Source organism: Mesoflavibacter sp. (genome assembly GCF_964226795.1).
GTDB classification, from domain to species: Bacteria; Bacteroidota; Bacteroidia; order Flavobacteriales; family Flavobacteriaceae; genus Mesoflavibacter; species Mesoflavibacter zeaxanthinifaciens.
Window position 1 is genome coordinate 14,838 of the sequence record NZ_CAXQQP010000010.1, and the last position, 18,875, is coordinate 33,712.

The window sequence follows — 18,875 nt, forward strand, 5'->3', positions numbered from 1 at the left end:
TGAATTAGTTTTTTGTTTTGCGGTTACCTTTTGATTTAGATCCAACTCTTGACATAGCACATCTAAAACCAATATAGTCTGTTGCCATGTTTTGAGGATAGTAACGTCTTTGTGCTGGGTCTAACCAGTACTCTCTGTCTTTCCAAGATCCACCTTTATAAACTCTTACTTCGTCGTTTATTAAAGAAGTACGTCTATCTGATTTGTCGTATTCTCTAATAAAGTTTCCTGCAGAATCTACTTCGATGTTGTGTTTAGGTGAGTTGTACATTTTTCTTGTAAACTCATCTGTAGAAGCTTCACCTTCTTCTTCATCAAAGTCTGTGTAGTATCTTGAAGATTGAACATCTCCATCTCTAAAGTTTCTGTTGTCGCTTCTATCAAAGTTTGTACGTAAGTATGTTTCTTTTTCATCAACTGGTTGCGTAGCAATTTCTCCAGGAAGATCTCTTGCAATTACATCTCCATTTGGAAGTGTGTCAAAAACAATTTCATCAGTAGTTACTACTTTAACAGTACCTTCTTCTGTGATAACGTTTTTAGTATAAACGTTACCTCTGTAATAGTTAAAGTCATTAAATTCGTCATCTACTATAGGTCTGTAAACATCAGCAACCCATTCTGCAACGTTTCCTGCCATGTCGTATAAACCAAAATCATTTGGATCGTAAGATTTTACTTGAGCAGTAATGTCTGCGCCATCATCAGACCATCCAGCGATACCACCGTAGTCACCTTTACCTTGTTTAAAGTTAGCTAATTGATCACCTCTAATCTTACGTTTTCCTGATCTTGTATATTGTCCATCCCAAGGATATTTTTTACGACCTCTATATACATTATAACTTCTTACTTCAGATAAGCCTAATGCTGCATATTCCCATTCTGCTTCAGTAGGAAGTCTGTATTTAGGAGAAATTAATCCTGTTTCTCTAGACGCATAAACATTAATTTCTTCTCCTGCTGCATTTGTTTGAGCTTTTAATTTTCCACCTCTTAAAACATCTTCGTTTCCACCGTAAGTTTGAGTTGGACTGTTAATATATGTATCAGTGCTAAAGTTAGCGTCTGCAGTTGCTTCTAATTCGCTACCTTGTTTTAGGTATCCGTTTTCTTGAAGTTGTAATTCGTTAACACGATCTGTTCTCCAGTTAGCAAATTCGACAGCTTGTATCCAACTTACACCAACTACAGGATATTCTCCATAACCTGGGTGACGTAAATAGTTTTCTGTCATAACTTCATTGTATCCTAAACGGTTTCTCCATACTAATGTATCTGGTAAAACACCGTTATATATTGCTCTAAAGTTTTCTTCTTCTGGTGGATATGTTCTTTTAATCCAATCTAAATACTCTAGGTACATTTTGTTAGTTACCTCAGTTTCATCCATGTAAAAAGACTGAACGTGTTGTTGTGTAGGAGTATTGTTCCAGTCGTGCATAACATCGTCTTGGACTCTACCCATTGTAAAAGTTCCTCCTTCAACAAAAACTAATCCTGGAGCTGTTTCTTGCTCTTTAAATTTGGTGTTATATTGAAATCCACCATCTTTTGAGTTAATGTCCCATCCTGTAGCTCTTGAAGTGTTTGAGCCACCACCAGATCTTTTACAACCTACCAAGGTTAGAGATACTGCTAAAACTAGACATAACCTTGATAAAAATACTTTTTTCATATTCATGCGTTTAGAATAAAAATGTTTTTAAGAGGACGCAATATAAGAATTATACCCAACACTACAAGAGATTTTAGCTTTTTTGAATAAAAAAAATATCGCACTTAATCCTATTTATTTACTTTACAACGATGTTTTATGTGAATTTTATCGTTGTTTTCAGTCACTATAACGTGTTTATTTCAATTTTATTATTGTAATTTTGAAACTGTTTTATGAAATTATTAAGAATTAAATAATATCATATAAAATTAGACGTTATTATTGCAATGAAAAAGATTTTAATTGTACTTGCTGTACTATTTGTTTTGCCACTTTTTTCTCAACAGAAAAGTGTAACCTTAAATTGGGATTCGTACAAAACACTTAAAGCAGATGGCTTTTCGGTTGTTGTTCCAGCATTTTTACCTGAAGAAAATTTTAATTTTGATTTAGATAATGGTGTTATTTATTCTAACGAATGGAAAACATCAATACCAGTTAATGAAAATTCTGTAAATCTATCCAATGTAACCTATCAAACAGTAACTAGAGAAGAGCTAAAGGGATTAAAACTCTCTTCAATTCCTTCTACTTTAGAATATTCTTTAAAAAATGCGAGAGGGAGAAAAGATAGCTATGCTGTATTTAGGCTTAAAACCTTTGTTAAAGAAGGAAACCGTATAAAAAGGGTGAAGTCTTTTACTATTAATTACACTACTAGTAATTCAAATTCTTTTAGAAGCTCAAGTTCTTTTTCTGTCACTAACTCTGTATTAGCAAACGGAAGCTGGTATAAGTTTGAAGTCCAAAAATCTGGAGTCTATATTTTAAATAAATCTTTTTTAAGTCAACTAGGAGTTAATGTAGATAACGTAGATCCAAGAAATATCAAGATATATGGTTATGGCGGAATGATGATGCCTTACAATAACGTAGCAAATTTTCCTTTTGATCCAATTGAAAACGCAATTAAAGTAGTAGGAGAAACGGATGGTGTTTTTAATGATTCTGATTATATATTATTTTATGCTCAAGGACCATCTGCAGATGTTTATAATACAAGTATTAATACTAATATAAATCCTTATACCGATAAAACGGTTTACTATATAAATATAAGCTCTGGCAATGGTAAACGTATACAGAATTACATACAACCAACAGGAAGTGTTAGTGCATCATTTACTACTTTTCATGACTATAAATTTCATGAAGTAGACGAAAGAAATCTTGTTTTTGTAGGGCGAAGATGGTTTGGAGAAGAGTTTAATGTAGAAAACTCTCAAAGCTTTAGCTTTGATTTTCCTAATTTAGTTGTTACAGAACCAGTAAATGTTAGAGTGCATACCGCATCTACCGCATCTAATAGTACAACTTTTGGAGTTAGTGTTAATGGTACTCAAATAGGTAGTATTAATCATTCTAGCGCAAATTCTTCAGATGGCGTTTATGCGACAGGCGGTAGTCTTACTCAAAATATTAATGTAAGTTCAAATACGATCAATATTGGTTTAAATTACAATAACCAAGGTAATCCAAGTGCAAATGGATATTTAGATTATATAGGTGTAGAAGCAGTAAGAGATTTAGATTTTATTGGTGATCAATTTAAATTCTTTAACCGATTAGCTTTTCAAGGAACTGGTGTAGCATCTTACACTTTATCAAATGCAAGTCAAGTTCAAGAAGTTTGGAATATTACAGATTTATATAACGTATCTTCAATTGTAAATGAAGGAAACGCTACATTAAATTTTAATACAAATTTAGGTGTAGAGAATAAATTTGTAGCAGTAACCTCTCAAGACTATTACATACCTACAATACCTCAAAATGCTATAGTTGGTAATCAAAATTTAAAAGGCTCAATTTTTTTAGATAACAACGGAAATTTTCAGGATATTGATTATTTAATACTAACAACAACTTCTCATTTAGGACAAGCTAATCGTTTGGCTCAAATTAATCGTGAAAAATATGGGTTAAATGTAAAGGTTGTAACGCTTGGCTCTATTTATAAAGAATTTGCTACAGGAAACCCAGATATTGCAGCTATAAGAAACTTTGTAAAATACGTTTATGATAATGCAAGTTCACCAGAAAATAAACTTAAATACCTGTGTCTTTTTGGAGACTCATCATTTGATTACAAAGGAAGAATTTCATCAAACACATATAATTTTCCAACATGGAATGCTTACAGTAGTTTTAATCTTTCTAACTCTTTTATTTCAGATGACTTTTATGGGTATTTAGATTTAGGAGAAGGAAACTTAGATGCTTATAACAGTGCAAATAAATTAGATGTTGCAATAGGTCGTATCGTAGCAGATTCTCCACAATTAGCAAAAGATATGGTAGATAAAATTGTTACTTATCACTCTAAAGATGCTTTAGGTGGTTGGAGAAACAACTTTGTAGTTATATCAGATGACGTTGATGAACAATGGGAAGCAACTCTGCAAGAGACAACAGATCAAATAGCTAATGAAGTGTCTTTAAATAAACCTTATATAAATGTAACAAAAATTCATTCAGATGCTTATCAACAAGTGGCTTCTGCTGGAGGAGATAGATATCCAGAAGTAAATGTTGCGATTGCAAATGCAATAGAAAAAGGAGCTTTAGTTGTAGATTATTTTGGACATGGAGGAGAAGATGGTTTAGCAAAAGAGCGTATCATGCAAAAACCAGACGTACAAGCATTAAATAACGAGTGTAAATTAAATCTGTTTATTACCGTAACTTGTGAATTTACAAGGTTTGATAACCCTTTAAGAGAAACTGCTGGAGAATTAATTTATTGGAATAAAGATGCAGGAGCAATAGGTTTAATAACCACTACTAGACAAATATTTGTAACTGTAGGAAGAGATTTTAATGAAATATTAAAAGAATATTTATTTTCTTTTAGTGATCAAGATACTTATGACGATCATGAATATCCTAGTGCTGCAGAAGCTTTAAGATTAGCAAAAAATGATCCATCATTTACATCATCTCAAAAAAGTCTGGCGTTTTTTATCGGTGATCCTGCATTAAAGTTAGCATTTCCTCAGCCTAATATAAGGCTAACAAAAATAAATGATGTTCCAGTAGACCAAAACACAGATGTTTTACAAGCGTTAAGTTACGCTAAGCTTTCTGGAGAGGTAACAGATGTTAATGGAAATGTGTTAACAGACTATAATGGTACTTTAACAGCAACAATCTATGATAAAGAAATTGAAAGACAAACCTTAGCTAACGATAATACAACAAATAATAACGGGACTATTTATTTAGATTTTACAACTTTAGGAGCATTAGTGTTTAGAGGTCAAGCTTCTGTAACCAATGGGCAATTTGAGTTCGATTTTATCGTTCCTAAAGATATTGGTATTCCTGTAGGATATGGTAAAGTTAGTTTTTATGCTGTAAAAGAAGACTCCTTAGAAGACAAAACAGGCGCTAGTATTAATACACTACAAATTGGAGGTATAAATCCAGATGCAGCAGAAGATAATTTACCACCAACAATCCAATTATATATGAATGATGAAACTTTTGTTTCTGGAGGAATTACTAACGAGTCACCAATGATCTTAGCAAAATTAGAAGATGAAAACGGTATTAATACAGCAAGTGGTATCGGGCATGATATAGTTGCGATTTTAGATGGTGATGAGGTTAACCCATTTGTGTTAAATGATTACTACACTGCAGATGTAGACAATTATACTAAAGGGTCATTAACTTATCCATTAAGAAATTTAGAGCCAGGCTTACACACCTTATCACTAAAAGCATGGGATGTATACAATAATTCTTCTACTACCGAGATACAATTTGTAGTGCATGAAGAAAATGAAAATTTAGTTTTAACAAACGTCTTAAACTATCCAAACCCTTTTGTAAATTATACAGAGTTTTGGTTTAGTCATAATAGCTCAGAAGCATTAAACATTTCAGTCCAGATATTTACAATATCAGGTAAATTGGTGAGAACACTTAACGGGACAACAGGAGCAAACGGTGGTTCATGTTGTGGTGGCTCTGCAGCAGGAACCTCAAGAGATATTATTTGGGACGGACGTGACGATTTTGGTCAAAAAATAGGAAAAGGAACTTATATTTATAAACTAAAAGTACATTCGCCTTCAACAAATAAAACTACAGAGAAAATAGAGAAACTTGTAATACTATAATAATAAATTATATTTGCTAACAAATTATATATATGAAAAATAGATTTTTAATGGTGCTGGTGTTATTAACATCTTTTTATGGACTAGCACAAGAAAATGTAGTAGAGATATCTCCTTATCAAGATAGTAGAGTAATTACTACAGGAGTACCTTTTTTATTAATAGCACCAGATGCACGTGCAGCATCACTAGGAGACATGGGTGTAGCTACATCTGTAGACGCTTTTTCTCAGCAATGGAATGCTTCAAAATATGTTTTTTCAGAAGATAAATCAGGAGTAGCAATAAGTTACACACCATATCTAAGTAAGTTGGTTAATGATATTTTCTTAGGAAATGTAACATACTTTAATAGAATAAATGAAAATAGTGCTTTTGCTGCAAGTTTTAAATATTTTTCTTTAGGAGATATAGAATTTGTTGAAGATGAATTTTCTGAAGCATTAATACAAAGACCTAATGAGTTTACTGTCGATTTATCATATGGACTTAGATTAAGCGACCAATTTGGTATGGCAGTAACAATGCGTTATTTAAGATCAGATTTAAAACTAAATACGGGTAATAATGATAACTCTGCAGCAAGTACATTTGGCGTAGATATTTCAGGTTTTTATCAAAGTGAAGAAGAAGCTTACAGTGATTTTAATGGTCGCTGGCGTGGTGGATTTGCTATCCAAAATATCGGACCTAAATTTAAGTATGACGAAGCAGGTGTAGAAAACTTTCAGCCAACCAACTTAAGATTAGGAGGAGGATTTGATTTCATATTTGATGAATATAACAAGTTAGCTGTTACAGCAGAAGTATCAAAATTATTAGTGCCAACACCACCGCAAAGAGGTAGAAGATTAGAATATATAGATAACAACGGAGAACCAGGTTATCAAGCAGATGCAGATGAGCTAGTAAGTGATGATGCCAATTACATAATAGCAGGACAAGATAATGATGTACCATTTTTATCAGGGATTTTTCAATCTTTTGGTGATGCACCAGGAGGTTTTAAAGAAGAGTTACAAGAATTTACCTACGCTTTAGGAGCAGAATATGTTTATCAAGATGCATTCTCACTAAGAGCAGGATATTTTAATGAGCACGAAACTAAAGGTGCACGTAAGTTTTTTGCTTTAGGAGCAGGATTTAAATATAACGTGTTAAACTTAGATATGTCGTACTTATTTTCATCATCAAAAGTACCAAGTCCTTTAGAAGGAACATTAAGGTTTTCTCTAACCTTTAATCTTGGAGCTGGAGAATATGATGAATATTAGAAAATATTAAAAAGACGTTAAAAAGAAACTATTGCGAAAGCAATAGTTTTTTTGTCTATAATTGTTTAGTATCTTTATTAATATGAAAGAAGTGAAAATAGAAACAACTTTGCAGGTATATGATCATTTAAATGATACACCAAAAGAAGTTCAAGATTTAATGAAACAAGCAATAAGTGCCAGAGAAAAAGCTTATGCACCATATTCTAAATTTAATGTAGGCGCTGCTTTGCTATTAGAAAACAAAGAAATAATAACAGGTAGCAATCAAGAAAACGCTTCATATCCTTCAGGATTATGTGCAGAACGTACGGCAATTTATTTTGCAGGAGCTAAATATCCTGAAGAAAAAATAATAAGAATGGCTATTTCTGCAAGTTCAAAAATACATACAACAATAACACCTATACCTCCATGTGGAGCTTGTAGACAAGCTATATCAGAGTATGAAAACAAACAAAACCATCCAATAGAAATTTATTTTATGGGAGAATCAGGAAAAGTAGTAAGGTCTAACTCTTTAGCAAATCTTTTACCATTAGGTTTTGATAAAAGCTACCTATAACGATTTCGTTAATTTTTTATTATTTTCAGTTTTTTCATTACTAACTAAAGTGTTACTTTTGTTAATCGGTAAAACTATAAACGTCACCAATGCAAAAAATAACTAAAGAAACGTATTTAAAATGGTATGAGGACATGCTGTTTTGGAGAAAGTTTGAAGACAAACTAGCAGCAGTTTACATTCAACAAAAAGTTAGAGGTTTTCTACACCTTTACAACGGTCAAGAAGCAGTATTAGCAGGAGCATTACATGCTATGGACTTAACTAAAGACAAGATGATTACTGCTTATCGTAATCACGTGCAACCTATAGGAATGGGTGTAGACCCTAAAAGAGTAATGGCAGAGCTTTATGGTAAAGCAACTGGTACATCTCAAGGTTTAGGTGGTTCAATGCATATTTTTTCTAAAGAACACCGTTTTTACGGTGGTCACGGTATTGTTGGAGGACAAATACCTTTAGGAGCAGGTATTGCTTTTGGTGATAAATATCACGATAGCGATGCGGTAACAATTTGCTGTTTTGGTGATGGTGCTGCAAGACAAGGATCATTACACGAGTCTTTTAACTTAGCTATGTTATGGAAATTACCAGTAGTCTTTGTTTGTGAAAACAATGGTTACGCTATGGGTACATCTGTAGAGCGTACCGCCAACCATACAGACATATGGAAGTTAGGTTTAGGTTACGAAATGCCTTGTGGACCAGTAGACGGTATGAATCCAATTAAAGTTGCAGAAGCTTTTGACGAAGCTATCCAACGTGCAAGAAAAGGTGGCGGACCAACATTTTTAGAGGTTAAAACTTACAGATATAGAGGTCACTCTATGTCAGATGCACAACATTATCGTACAAAAGAAGAAGTAGAAGAATACAAGAAAATAGATCCTATTACGCAAGTAAAAGATATTATTTTAGAAGAAAAATACGCTACAGAAGAAGAGATTAAGCAGATTGATAAGCGCGTTAAAAAATTAGTTTCAGAATGTGAGAAATTTGCAGAAGAGTCTCCATTCCCAGAAAAGAATGTAATGTACGATTCTGTATACGAACAAGAAGATTATCCATTTATACAACACAAATTATAAGCTATGGCAGAAGTAATAAATATGCCTCGTTTGAGTGACACCATGGAAGAAGGAACTGTCGCAACTTGGTTAAAAAAAGTAGGTGATAAAGTTGAAGAAGGTGATATTTTAGCAGAAATTGAAACCGATAAAGCAACAATGGAGTTTGAGTCTTTTTACGAAGGGACATTATTACATATTGGTGTTCAAGAAGGAGAAACTACTAAAGTAGACGAGCTTTTAGCAATTATAGGAGAAGAAGGTGAAGATATTTCAAGCCTTTTAGATGGTAAATCTTCAACAAAAGAAGAAGAGAAGTCAGAAGAAAATACAGATGATAAAGAAGACACTTCTGAAGATAAGTCATCTGAAAATAGTTCAGAAGAATTACCAGAAGGTGTTACAGTAGTAACAATGCCTCGCTTAAGTGATACAATGGAAGAAGGTACTGTTGCAACTTGGCTTAAAAAAGTTGGTGATGCAGTAGAAGAAGGAGATATCTTAGCAGAAATCGAAACTGATAAAGCGACGATGGAGTTTGAGTCGTTTCAATCAGGTACGTTATTACACATTGGTTTAGAAGAAGGACAATCTGCAAAAGTAGATGCTTTATTAGCTATTTTAGGACCTGAAGGAACAGATGTTTCAGGTGTTGCTAAAAACTTCAAAGCTGGTGGAGATGCATCAGCTAAAAAAGAAGAAGCTCCTAAAAAAGAGTCTAAACCAGAGCCTAAAAAAGAAACGCCAAAACAAGACACTAAAACAGAATCTAAACCTGTTGCTCAGCCAACTCAAACAGCTTCTGGAGGACGCATTTTTGTGTCGCCATTAGCTAAGAAAATGGCAGTCGAAAAAGGAATTAACTTATCTCAAGTTAAAGGTTCTGGAGAAAACGGTCGTATTGTAAAGCGTGATATAGAAAACTTTACTCCAGCAGCACAATCTGCTCAAGTTGGTAAGTTTGTACCTTCAGGTCAAGAAGATTTTGATGAAGTGCCAAACAGCCAAATGCGTAAAGCAATTGCTAAAAACTTGGCTAAATCTAAGTTTACAGCACCGCATTACTACTTAAATGTAGAGTTTGATATGGATAATGCAATAGCATTCCGTACGCAATACAACTCTTTACCAGATACAAAAATTTCATTTAATGATATGGTTGTAAAAGCTTGTGCATTGGCATTAAAGCAACATCCACAAGTAAACTCTCAGTGGTTTGACGATAAGATGAAATTAAACAATCACGTTCACATTGGTGTGGCAGTAGCTGTAGAAGATGGTTTACTAGTACCAGTTGTAAAGTTTGCTAACGAGCAATCTTTACCTCAAATTGGAGCTGCAGTAAAAGATTTTGCAGGTAGAGCTAGAAACAAAAAATTAAGTTTAGATGAGATGGAAGGAAGCACATTCACCATTTCTAACTTAGGTATGTTTGGAATAGAAAGCTTTACATCTATCATTAATCAGCCTAATTCTGCAATTCTATCTGTTGGAGCGATCGTACAAAAACCTGTTGTTAAAAACGGTCAGATTGTACCTGGTAACACAATGAAATTAACTTTAGCGTGTGACCACAGAACAGTAGATGGAGCTACAGGAGCGCAATTCCTTCAAACATTAAAAGGATATATAGAAAATCCTGTAACAATGCTAGTTTAAATTTCCGCGTAAGCGAAAACTAAATAAATAAAAACCTGTTTCATCTTATTTGAAACAGGTTTTTTTAACTTTATAATCCAAAATAATTGAGATGAAAAACATAATAATAACAGGGACAAGTCGCGGAATTGGTTTTGAATTAGTTCAAATCTTTGCGCAAAAAGGTTGTAATATATTAGCATTATCAAGAAACGAGCAACCCGTTATTGATCTTAATTTGCAAAATGTTACTTCGTTTTCTTTTGATTTAGGTAAAGAAGACGATTATCATAAAGTTGAAGATTTTATAAAAGCCAATTGGCAACAAGTTGACGTACTTATTAATAATGCTGGAGCTTTGTTAAACAAACCTTTTGTAGAAACATCTATATCTGATTTTGAATACGTGTATAAAACTAACGTTTTTGGTGTAGCCGAAATGACAAGAGTCGTAATTCCTTTTATGGCAAAAGAAAGTCATGTGGTTACAGTAAGTTCTATGGGTGGAGTACAAGGTAGTATGAAGTTTCCTGGTTTAGCAGCGTATAGTTCTAGTAAAGGTGCTGTTATTACTTTAACCGAATTATTAGCTGAAGAGTTTAAAGAAACTGGACCAAGTTTTAATGTATTGGCTTTAGGCGCTGTACAAACCGAAATGTTAGAAGAGGCTTTTCCAGGGTACATTGCACCAACAACAGCTAAAGAAATGGCAGATTATATAGCTGACTTTTCTTTAAACGGACAGAAATATTATAATGGTAAAATGTTGCAAGTATCAAACTCGACACCTTAAAAATTAGGTGCGCTCTAAAGCTGCATATGCATCTGCACTAGAAAAATTATCCTTATAAAAGATATTATACTGTAAGATTTTTACAATTTTTATTAGCTTTTCAAACTCTTTGTTTTTGTAAGCCTCTTTTAAGTTGTTATGAATTTTAAAAAACATTTCTGTTTTATTAGTTTCTTTATTAACACCATAAAAGAAAAGTATTTCATTTTTTTTAGGTTTAAAAAACTTATAATCTTCTATAATACTTCCTTTGTGATTTTTATAAATCTTTAGGTAAACGTTATCAGAATTAATATCTTTATGTAATGCTAATTCGGTTGGTTTAAGTCTGTATCTAGTCACTTTTAAAAACTTAGACGTATCAGACATGTCTTGCGCTTTTACAACAGAAAGTGTCATAAAAAGCAATAGAAAGAGGGAAAACTTCATATGTGCTATTAATCAATTAGAATGTTAGGGAAAACATTAATCTTTATCTAAGAAAAGTAATATAATTTAAAGTTCAAAATAAATTATTGAAAAATATATAAAAAATTAACAAAATCATGGCGTTAACACCTTCAAACCCTTTTCCTTTACATACAATTGCACCAGAGTTTTCTTTAGAAGATTCAGTTACGGGTAAAACTTTTAACTTACAGCAATTAAAAGGAAAACAAGCAACAGTAATTATGTTTATTTGTAATCATTGTCCTTTTGTAATTCATGTAAATAGTAAGCTTGTAGAGTTAGCTAATCAATTTAAAAGTCAAGGCGTTAATTTTATTGCTATTAGTAGTAATGATATTGAAAATTATCCACAAGACGCTCCTGATAAAATGAAAGAAGTTGCTGCAAAAAATAAATATCCATTTCCTTATTTATATGACCCAACACAAGATGTAGCAAAAGCTTATGATGCAGCATGTACACCAGATTTTTATGTTTTTGACAAAGATTTAAAATCTACTTATCATGGACGATTAGATGATAGCAGACCAGGAAACGATAAACCTTTGACAGGTAAAGATTTAATAGCAGCTATCAACGCAACCTTAAATAATGATACACCATTAAAAAATCAGTTACCATCAATGGGTTGTAATATTAAGTGGAAATAATTAGTTAAAACGGCAATTAATATCTTTTAAAAATCATAATTTTGCGCTCAATTTAAAATCATTTTCTAAACAACATGAAGCAAACAACTAACACCATTTTAATGATTCGTCCAGTAAATTTTAGGATGAATGAGCAAACAGCAGTAAATAACTATTTTCAAGAAGAAATAGATTTGAAAAATGCAGAGGTAAATGCTAAAGCACAAGAAGAGTTTGATGCGTTTGTAGAAAAATTAAGAAATGTTGGTATAAATGTAATTGTAGAAGATGATGATATTAAACAAGATACACCAGATTCTATATTCCCTAATAACTGGGTGAGTTTTCATGAAAATGGAGATGTCGCTTTATATCCAATGTTTGCCGAAAATAGAAGAAGAGAAAGAAGGGAAGAAATATTTTTACGTTTAGAAAAAGAAGGTTTTAAAATCAATAATTTTATTGACTATACAGAAGCTGAAGACGAAGATGTATTTTTAGAAGGTACAGGAAGTTTGTTATTAGATCGAACAAACAGAAAAGCTTACTGTGCGTTGTCGCCAAGAGCAGACGAAAGTTTGTTTATAGAATTCTGTGAAGATTTTGAATTTACACCAATAGTTTTTACGGCTAATCAAACCGTAGATGGTAAACGTTTGCCAATATATCATACTAACGTAATGATGTGTTTAGCAGAAACATTTGCTGTTATCTGTTTAGATACAATAGATGATAAAAAAGAACGTAAAAATGTAGTTAAACACTTAGAAGCAGACGGTAAACAAATTATAAAAATTACTGAAAGCCAAATGCATGAATTTGCAGGAAACATGCTTCAAGTTAGAGGTAACGATGACAAGTTATATTTAGTAATGAGTCAATCTGCTCACGACAGTTTAACACCAGAACAAATTAAAATGATTGAAGCACATTGCCCAATATTATCAAGTAGTTTAGAAACTATAGAGACTTGTGGTGGCGGAAGCGCGAGGTGTATGATGGCTGAGGTATTTCTACCGAAGGTGTAGTTCATGTCTCACCAGGATTTTCAACTTTATTTTTTGGTAGTTCTACATAAAAAGTGCTTCCAACATTTACTGTACTTTCTACCCAAATAGATCCTTTATTTAACTCGACTAACTCTTTACATATTGTTAGTCCTAAACCTGTTCCTTTTTCTTTATTAGTACCACGTGTGGTAAAGGTATTATTGCCAAAAATTTTGCTTATGTCTTCTTTTTTAATACCAACACCTGTGTCTGCAACACTAATAATACACTTACCATTACTAATTTGATTAGAAATAGAAATACTATCTCCTCTATTACAGAATTTTACTGCGTTAGCTAAAAGGTTTTGTATAACTATTTCTACCATGCTTCTATCTGCATAAATAAAATCTCTAAGTGTATTATCTATTAGATGTATTCCTTTGGCATCAAGCTTTCTTTCAATAAGTTTTACTTTGTCTGCAAAAACTTCTTGAATATCAAACAAACTAGGTTTTGGTTCTAAAGATTGCATTTGTGACTTAGACCAGTTAAGTAAATTAAACAATAGTAAAGACGCATTATTTGCATTTTCACTTAATTCTGGTAAAAGACTATGAAATTCATCTTGACTTAGTTGTCCATCTTTTAATAAGTCTATAAAGCCTTTTGTAGAGGTTAAAGAGTCTTTTAAGTCATGGGATACAATAGAAAATAGTTTGTCTTTAACTTTATTGATATTTTCTAGATGCTTGCTTTGTTCTAAAATAGCTTCATTTTGAAGCTCTATTTTTTTGTTTTTAGCTTCAAGCTCTCTAGTATACTTTAATTTGTTGTTACGTTTCATTAAAAACAACACAAAAAATGTAAGTAGTACAGCAAATGCAGCTAATAAAGCATAAAAGATAAGTTTGAATTTATCAAACTTATCTTTGCTTACAGAATTAGCAGTATCTTCTTTAGTATCTGGGATTAATGTTAGGTCTTTACTTAAAGTCTGTTCTGGCTCTTCAATAATTAAAGGTGTAACTTTTACTTGTTGGCTATCTATTTTTTCTTTTAATTTATGGTAATGACTTTGCCATACAAAAGCACTTTCAAAATTTCCTTTAATAGAATCTAAGGTTTTCATTAACCTGTAGTTTTCCATTAGTACTTCGTCATTATTAGCAATTCTGCTTATATTGGCAGCTTCTAATAATTGTTCTTCAGCAGTTTTTAATCTATTTTGAACAAGATTTAATTCCCCTAAAGCATTTAGGGCAATAGCCATTTCTTTCTTATTATCTACTTCGCGATTTAACTTAATAGCTTCTACTAAATATTTGGCAGATGTTTTGTAATCTTCTTTTTTTAAATAAGCATTACCTAAATACGGTAAAATACTAGCTCTTAAAGCTGTATCTGTAGAATTGGCATAACCTAATGCACTTTCGTAATAACTTATAGCTTGTGTGTAATTCTTTTTAGTAGAATAAATATTACCTAAATCTTTATTTGTCTCTACTAACCTTTTTGTGTTATTACTTTGGTTATCTGCATTAAGACGTTTTAGGTTATAAGTTATAGCTTTATCTAAATCTCCAGAAGTTTTATAGGCATTAGCTAAGCTTTTATAGATAGAAGATAAGTCGTCAAAACGGTTTCTTTTTTCAAGCTCATTGATAGAAGAAAGAGCATAAGATAATCCTTCTTTGTAGTTACCATTTTCTATTTCTAAAACACCTAAATTACTGTTTACTTTTGCTACAGCAAGTGTGTCTTTAGTTTTAGAAAATAGTAAACGAGCATTTTTTAAGGTGTTTATAGCTCTAGTCTTTTTGCCTTCTGCTTGATAGATTTTAGCTTTGTAATATATAATTTTAGCTAAGCCTTGTTTGTAATCAAGGTCATTAGCTAATCTTTCACTTTGTTGTATAAACTTGCTGGCTTTACTAAAATCCTTATTTTCAAACAAAAGTTTAATAATACTAATAGAAGTATTAACCTTTGATGTATCAGGGTTTTGGTAAGCTAATTGTATTGTAAGACTATCCAGTTCTTCGTTTTGCGAAAAACATATGGACCCTACAAAAAACATTAAAAATAAGACGAGTAGTCCCTTCATTTCATTCACACAGTGATAATTAAATAATGGTAGCGATAAACCATTACTTTAAATTATACACATAACTTAGTTTAATTAAAATGAAGAAAATAGAGGGATTTTTCCTTCATGGATATAAAAATGAATAATTATAGTCGTTATACATAATTTTTAAGAGGTAATACCAAAAAATTAGACTAACGGTTAAGTTCATTTTTTTTACCTGAAAAATATGTATTTTAAAGAAGTGTTTTAAGTGAAATTAAATTTTGTTACATTCAATTAAAACCTTAAAAATACTATCTTTGCGCTTTAATTTTTATAAGAAATATGAATCTTCAAGACATCCTAACAACGCAAATAAAAAGCGCAGTAAAAAGTAACTTTAATGCCGATTTAGAATCTGTAGAATTTCAAGCAACACGAAAAGAATTTCCTGGAGATATTACTGTTGTTGTATTTTCTATGTTGCGCGTTGTAAAAGGTAATCCAGTGCAAATTGGAGAGTCTATAGGTAATTATTTAGTAGAAAATGTTAACGAAGTTGAAGGTTTTAATGTTGTAAAAGGCTTTTTAAATTTAGAAATTAGCGCATCATATTTTGTAGAGTTTTTTAATACAATAAAAGATAAAACAACTTACGGTTTTGAAGATACTATTGCAGAAAACGATGCCGTAATGGTCGAGTATTCTTCGCCTAATACAAATAAACCACTACATTTAGGTCATATACGTAATAACCTTTTAGGTTACAGTGTTGCTGAGATTTTAAAAGCTTCTGGTAAAAAAGTTTATAAAACACAAATTATAAACGATAGAGGTATTCATATTTGTAAAAGTATGTTAGCTTGGCAAAAGTTTGGAAACAACGAAACACCAGAAACTACAGGTTTAAAAGGCGATAAGTTAGTCGGGAATTATTACGTCAAGTTTGATCAAGAGTACAAAAAAGAAATTGAAAATTTAAAAGCTTCAGGTAAAACAGAAGACGAAGCAAAAAAAGAAGCTCCAATTTTAGTTGAAGCTCAAGAGATGCTTAAAAAATGGGAAGCAGGAGATGAAGATATAGTCGCACTTTGGAGTAAAATGAATGGTTGGGTTTACGATGGATTTGACGTAACCTACAAAAACCTTGGTGTAGACTTTGATAAATTATATTACGAAAGCGAAACTTATTTACTAGGAAAAGAATTTGTTAGCGAAGGACTAAAGTCTGGTGTATTTTATAAACGTGAAGATGGTTCTGTTTGGTGCGATTTAACCGATGATGGTTTAGACGAGAAAATTGTACTTCGTGCAGATGGTACAGCAGTTTACATGACTCAAGATATTGGTACTGCTATACAACGTATAAAAGATTTTCCTGATGTTGGCGGTATGGTTTACACCGTTGGTAACGAGCAAGATTATCATTTTCAAGTCCTGTTTTTAATCCTTAAAAAATTAGGGTTTGATTGGGCTAAAAACCTATATCATTTAAGTTACGGAATGGTAGATTTACCTTCTGGAAAAATGAAAAGTCGTGAAGGTACCGTTGTAGATGCAGACGATTTAATTGCAGATATGGCAACTACTGCAAAAACAATTTCTGAAGAATTAGGTAAGTTAGACGGTTACTCTGAAGACGAAAAAGAAGAACTTTATAAAACTATTGGTCTTGGTGCATTAAAGTATTATATCTTAAAAGTAGATCCTAAAAAACGAATCCTTTTTGATCCTAAAGAGTCTATAGATTTCCAAGGAAATACTGGTCCGTTTATTCAATATACGTATGCAAGAATACAATCAATTTTACGTAAATCGGATGTGGATTTTACTGTTAAACTAGATGCAAATGAAGTAGAATTACACGAAAAAGAACGCGAATTAATTAAACAACTACAATTATTTCCTGATACTGTACAACAAGCAGCAGCACAACACAGTCCTGCTTTAATTGCTAATTATACTTACGATTTAGTAAAAGCATTTAATAGCTTTTATCAAAATGTATCAATTTTAGGTGCAGATACTAAAAACGAAATTATTTTTAGAGTTCAGTTATCAAATACAGTAGCAAAGACTATAAAAAATGCGTTTAGCTTGTTAGGTATTAATGTACCTGAAAGGATGTAAAAAGTAACTCAAGAATTATAAGAAAAACGCTTTCAAAAATTGAAAGCGTTTTTTTATTAGACAGTATCTATTATTTTATCAATAGACATTCTAGATTTAGGTTTTTTACTAGGTTGATTATGATCATCTTCATCTCTATATCCTATTGCAACAGCTACTAAAGTAGCATAATTGTCAAGTTCTAAAATTTTATTATAATCTTCAGGGTTAAGACCTTCCATTGGTGTAGAGTCAATACCCATTTCTGCACAAGCACTTAAAAGTATCCCCAAAGATAAATAGACTTGTTTGTCAAACCAGGATTTAATATAAGACTCTGGTTTTGGTTTTATGGTTTCATTGTAATAATTAACAGCAGCTTCTGGCAATTCTTCTTTAATTTGATTTTCAAAAACCTCTAAATTGTCTATTCTGCTTAAAACTATTAAAGTGTCGCAATCCAACACTTTTTCTGTATTGATCCACGATACTTTAGATAATTTTTCTTTGGTTTTTTGATCTCTTACAAATGTAAACTTCCAAGGTTGACTATTTATAGAAGAAGGACTTAATCTTAGAATTTCTTTTAATGACTGAATGTCTTCTTCCTTTATTTTTTTTGATGCGTTATATTTTTTAGTACTGTAACGCTCCTGCATTGCTTCTAAAAAACTCATAGTTTATTTTTATTGATTCACTTAAATTTAAAAATAGCTAAGTGTGTAAGCAAAATACAAATGGTATTTTATGAAATGATTAGCATTAAACTTCAAGTAATGTTAATAATTATATAAGATAACCCTGAATTGAAGTGGTAAAGTTTATTTAATTTTGCTGTGATGAAACACATCATTTCTAATTATATTCCAGATACTGCATTACCAAATGTTTTAAAGCTTTTAGAGCACGAAAATTTAACAGTATTAATAAAAAAAGAACGAAAAACACGTCACGGTGATTATCGTAAATTACCAAATGGTAAGCATCAAATTACAGTAAACGGTAGTTTAAATAAATATCGGTTTTTAATTACTTTGGTACATGAAGTTGCTCATCTAGAAGCTTATAAAACTTATGGTAAAACGATTAAGCCACATGGGATAGAGTGGAAGAAGACCTTTCAATACTTGATGTTACCTTTTTTAAACCCAGATGTCTTTCCGTCTGAGATTTTACCAATTCTAGCTAATCATTTTAAAAACCCAAAAGCATCTAGCGACACAGATGTGCAATTGGCCTACGCATTAAAGCAGTTTGACGCAAATACTAATAAAACCTTTATATTTGAGATACCTTTACAAAGTACATTTAAAATATATAACGGAAAAGTTTTTAGAAAATTAAAAAAGCGCCGTACACGTTTTGAATGTGTAGAAGTTTCAACAGGTAAAATATATCTGTTTAATGCAAATGCAGAGGTAACTGTAATAAATAATTAACAAA

The 18,875-nt window shown here is 31.8% G+C and carries 14 protein-coding genes; 10 read left to right on the plus strand and 4 right to left on the minus strand.

Annotated features, from left to right (window positions below; genetic code table 11):
- Positions 1 to 4 precede the first annotated feature (4 nt).
- Positions 5 to 1,684: a gliding motility lipoprotein GldJ gene (gene gldJ / locus ACEQT4_RS09060; protein ID WP_027880336.1), complete on the minus strand. Its 1,680-nt coding sequence runs from the start codon at positions 1,682 to 1,684 to the stop codon at positions 5 to 7.
- Between the two features lie 263 nt (positions 1,685 to 1,947).
- Between gldJ and porU the strand changes: the two genes are divergently transcribed.
- From porU to ACEQT4_RS09090, 6 genes are all read left to right on the plus strand, one after another.
- Positions 1,948 to 5,847, plus strand: a complete 3,900-nt coding sequence (porU, locus tag ACEQT4_RS09065) for a type IX secretion system sortase PorU (RefSeq protein WP_370227088.1) — start codon at positions 1,948 to 1,950, stop codon at positions 5,845 to 5,847.
- 32 nt (positions 5,848 to 5,879) lie between these two features.
- The gene (gene porV, locus ACEQT4_RS09070; RefSeq protein WP_027880338.1) at positions 5,880 to 7,121 is read left to right on the plus strand and encodes a type IX secretion system outer membrane channel protein PorV; all 1,242 of its coding nucleotides are present in this window, start codon (positions 5,880 to 5,882) and stop codon (positions 7,119 to 7,121) included.
- An 82-nt stretch (positions 7,122 to 7,203) separates the two neighbouring features.
- Positions 7,204 to 7,686: a cytidine deaminase gene (cdd, locus tag ACEQT4_RS09075; RefSeq protein WP_370227090.1), complete on the plus strand. Its 483-nt coding sequence runs from the start codon at positions 7,204 to 7,206 to the stop codon at positions 7,684 to 7,686.
- A gap of 89 nt (positions 7,687 to 7,775) precedes the next feature.
- Positions 7,776 to 8,774: a pyruvate dehydrogenase (acetyl-transferring) E1 component subunit alpha gene (pdhA, locus tag ACEQT4_RS09080; RefSeq protein ID WP_027880340.1), complete on the plus strand. Its 999-nt coding sequence runs from the start codon at positions 7,776 to 7,778 to the stop codon at positions 8,772 to 8,774.
- 3 nt (positions 8,775 to 8,777) lie between these two features.
- Positions 8,778 to 10,412 carry a pyruvate dehydrogenase complex dihydrolipoamide acetyltransferase gene (locus ACEQT4_RS09085; protein ID WP_370227094.1) on the plus strand — a complete coding sequence of 545 codons (1,635 nt, stop codon included), beginning with the start codon at positions 8,778 to 8,780 and terminating at the stop codon, positions 10,410 to 10,412.
- Between the two features lie 91 nt (positions 10,413 to 10,503).
- Positions 10,504 to 11,184 carry an SDR family oxidoreductase gene (locus tag ACEQT4_RS09090; RefSeq protein ID WP_027880342.1) on the plus strand — a complete coding sequence of 227 codons (681 nt, stop codon included), beginning with the start codon at positions 10,504 to 10,506 and terminating at the stop codon, positions 11,182 to 11,184.
- Between the two features lie 3 nt (positions 11,185 to 11,187).
- Here the strand turns inward: ACEQT4_RS09090 and ACEQT4_RS09095 are convergent, their stop codons facing one another.
- Entirely contained in the window at positions 11,188 to 11,613 is a 426-nt protein-coding gene (locus ACEQT4_RS09095; protein ID WP_155912635.1) for a hypothetical protein, read from the minus strand.
- 116 nt (positions 11,614 to 11,729) lie between these two features.
- Between ACEQT4_RS09095 and ACEQT4_RS09100 the strand changes: the two genes are divergently transcribed.
- Both ACEQT4_RS09100 and ctlX read left to right on the plus strand, forming a co-directional pair.
- Positions 11,730 to 12,284: a thioredoxin family protein gene (locus ACEQT4_RS09100; RefSeq protein ID WP_370227097.1), complete on the plus strand. Its 555-nt coding sequence runs from the start codon at positions 11,730 to 11,732 to the stop codon at positions 12,282 to 12,284.
- 74 nt (positions 12,285 to 12,358) lie between these two features.
- Positions 12,359 to 13,291, plus strand: coding sequence for a citrulline utilization hydrolase CtlX (ctlX, locus tag ACEQT4_RS09105; RefSeq protein WP_370227099.1), 933 nt, complete (start codon positions 12,359 to 12,361; stop codon positions 13,289 to 13,291).
- Position 13,292: 1 nt separating this feature from the next.
- Here ctlX and ACEQT4_RS09110 read toward each other — a convergent pair whose 3' ends face one another.
- The gene (locus ACEQT4_RS09110; protein WP_370227102.1) at positions 13,293 to 15,359 is read right to left on the minus strand and encodes an ATP-binding protein; all 2,067 of its coding nucleotides are present in this window, start codon (positions 15,357 to 15,359) and stop codon (positions 13,293 to 13,295) included.
- Between the two features lie 309 nt (positions 15,360 to 15,668).
- On the opposite strand from ACEQT4_RS09110, the gene argS reads away from it, so the two are divergent.
- Positions 15,669 to 17,453, plus strand: a complete 1,785-nt coding sequence (gene argS, locus ACEQT4_RS09115) for an arginine--tRNA ligase (RefSeq protein WP_370227104.1) — start codon at positions 15,669 to 15,671, stop codon at positions 17,451 to 17,453.
- A 56-nt stretch (positions 17,454 to 17,509) separates the two neighbouring features.
- On the opposite strand, the gene ACEQT4_RS09120 is transcribed toward argS, so the two are convergent.
- Entirely contained in the window at positions 17,510 to 18,109 is a 600-nt protein-coding gene (locus ACEQT4_RS09120) for an NAD(P)H-dependent oxidoreductase (protein ID WP_370227107.1), read from the minus strand.
- A gap of 162 nt (positions 18,110 to 18,271) precedes the next feature.
- Here ACEQT4_RS09120 and ACEQT4_RS09125 point away from each other — a divergent pair, with 162 nt between their 5' ends.
- Entirely contained in the window at positions 18,272 to 18,871 is a 600-nt protein-coding gene (locus tag ACEQT4_RS09125) for a SprT-like domain-containing protein (protein WP_027880349.1), read from the plus strand.
- Positions 18,872 to 18,875: the final 4 nt, after the last annotated feature.

Excerpts from the sequence above, each read along its gene's own strand:
- gldJ (WP_027880336.1), bottom strand. The coding sequence starts at position 1,684 with ATGAATATGAAAAAAGTATTTTTATCAAGGTTATGTCTAGTTTTAGCA.
- porU (WP_370227088.1), top strand. The coding sequence starts at position 1,948 with ATGAAAAAGATTTTAATTGTACTTGCTGTACTATTTGTTTTGCCACTT.
- porV (WP_027880338.1), top strand. The coding sequence starts at position 5,880 with ATGAAAAATAGATTTTTAATGGTGCTGGTGTTATTAACATCTTTTTAT.
- cdd (WP_370227090.1), top strand. The coding sequence starts at position 7,204 with ATGAAAGAAGTGAAAATAGAAACAACTTTGCAGGTATATGATCATTTA.
- pdhA (WP_027880340.1), top strand. The coding sequence starts at position 7,776 with ATGCAAAAAATAACTAAAGAAACGTATTTAAAATGGTATGAGGACATG.
- ACEQT4_RS09085 (WP_370227094.1), top strand. The coding sequence starts at position 8,778 with ATGGCAGAAGTAATAAATATGCCTCGTTTGAGTGACACCATGGAAGAA.
- ACEQT4_RS09090 (WP_027880342.1), top strand. The coding sequence starts at position 10,504 with ATGAAAAACATAATAATAACAGGGACAAGTCGCGGAATTGGTTTTGAA.
- ACEQT4_RS09095 (WP_155912635.1), bottom strand. The coding sequence starts at position 11,613 with ATGAAGTTTTCCCTCTTTCTATTGCTTTTTATGACACTTTCTGTTGTA.
- ACEQT4_RS09100 (WP_370227097.1), top strand. The coding sequence starts at position 11,730 with ATGGCGTTAACACCTTCAAACCCTTTTCCTTTACATACAATTGCACCA.
- ctlX (WP_370227099.1), top strand. The coding sequence starts at position 12,359 with ATGAAGCAAACAACTAACACCATTTTAATGATTCGTCCAGTAAATTTT.
- ACEQT4_RS09110 (WP_370227102.1), bottom strand. The coding sequence starts at position 15,359 with ATGAAGGGACTACTCGTCTTATTTTTAATGTTTTTTGTAGGGTCCATA.
- argS (WP_370227104.1), top strand. The coding sequence starts at position 15,669 with ATGAATCTTCAAGACATCCTAACAACGCAAATAAAAAGCGCAGTAAAA.
- ACEQT4_RS09120 (WP_370227107.1), bottom strand. The coding sequence starts at position 18,109 with ATGAGTTTTTTAGAAGCAATGCAGGAGCGTTACAGTACTAAAAAATAT.
- ACEQT4_RS09125 (WP_027880349.1), top strand. The coding sequence starts at position 18,272 with ATGAAACACATCATTTCTAATTATATTCCAGATACTGCATTACCAAAT.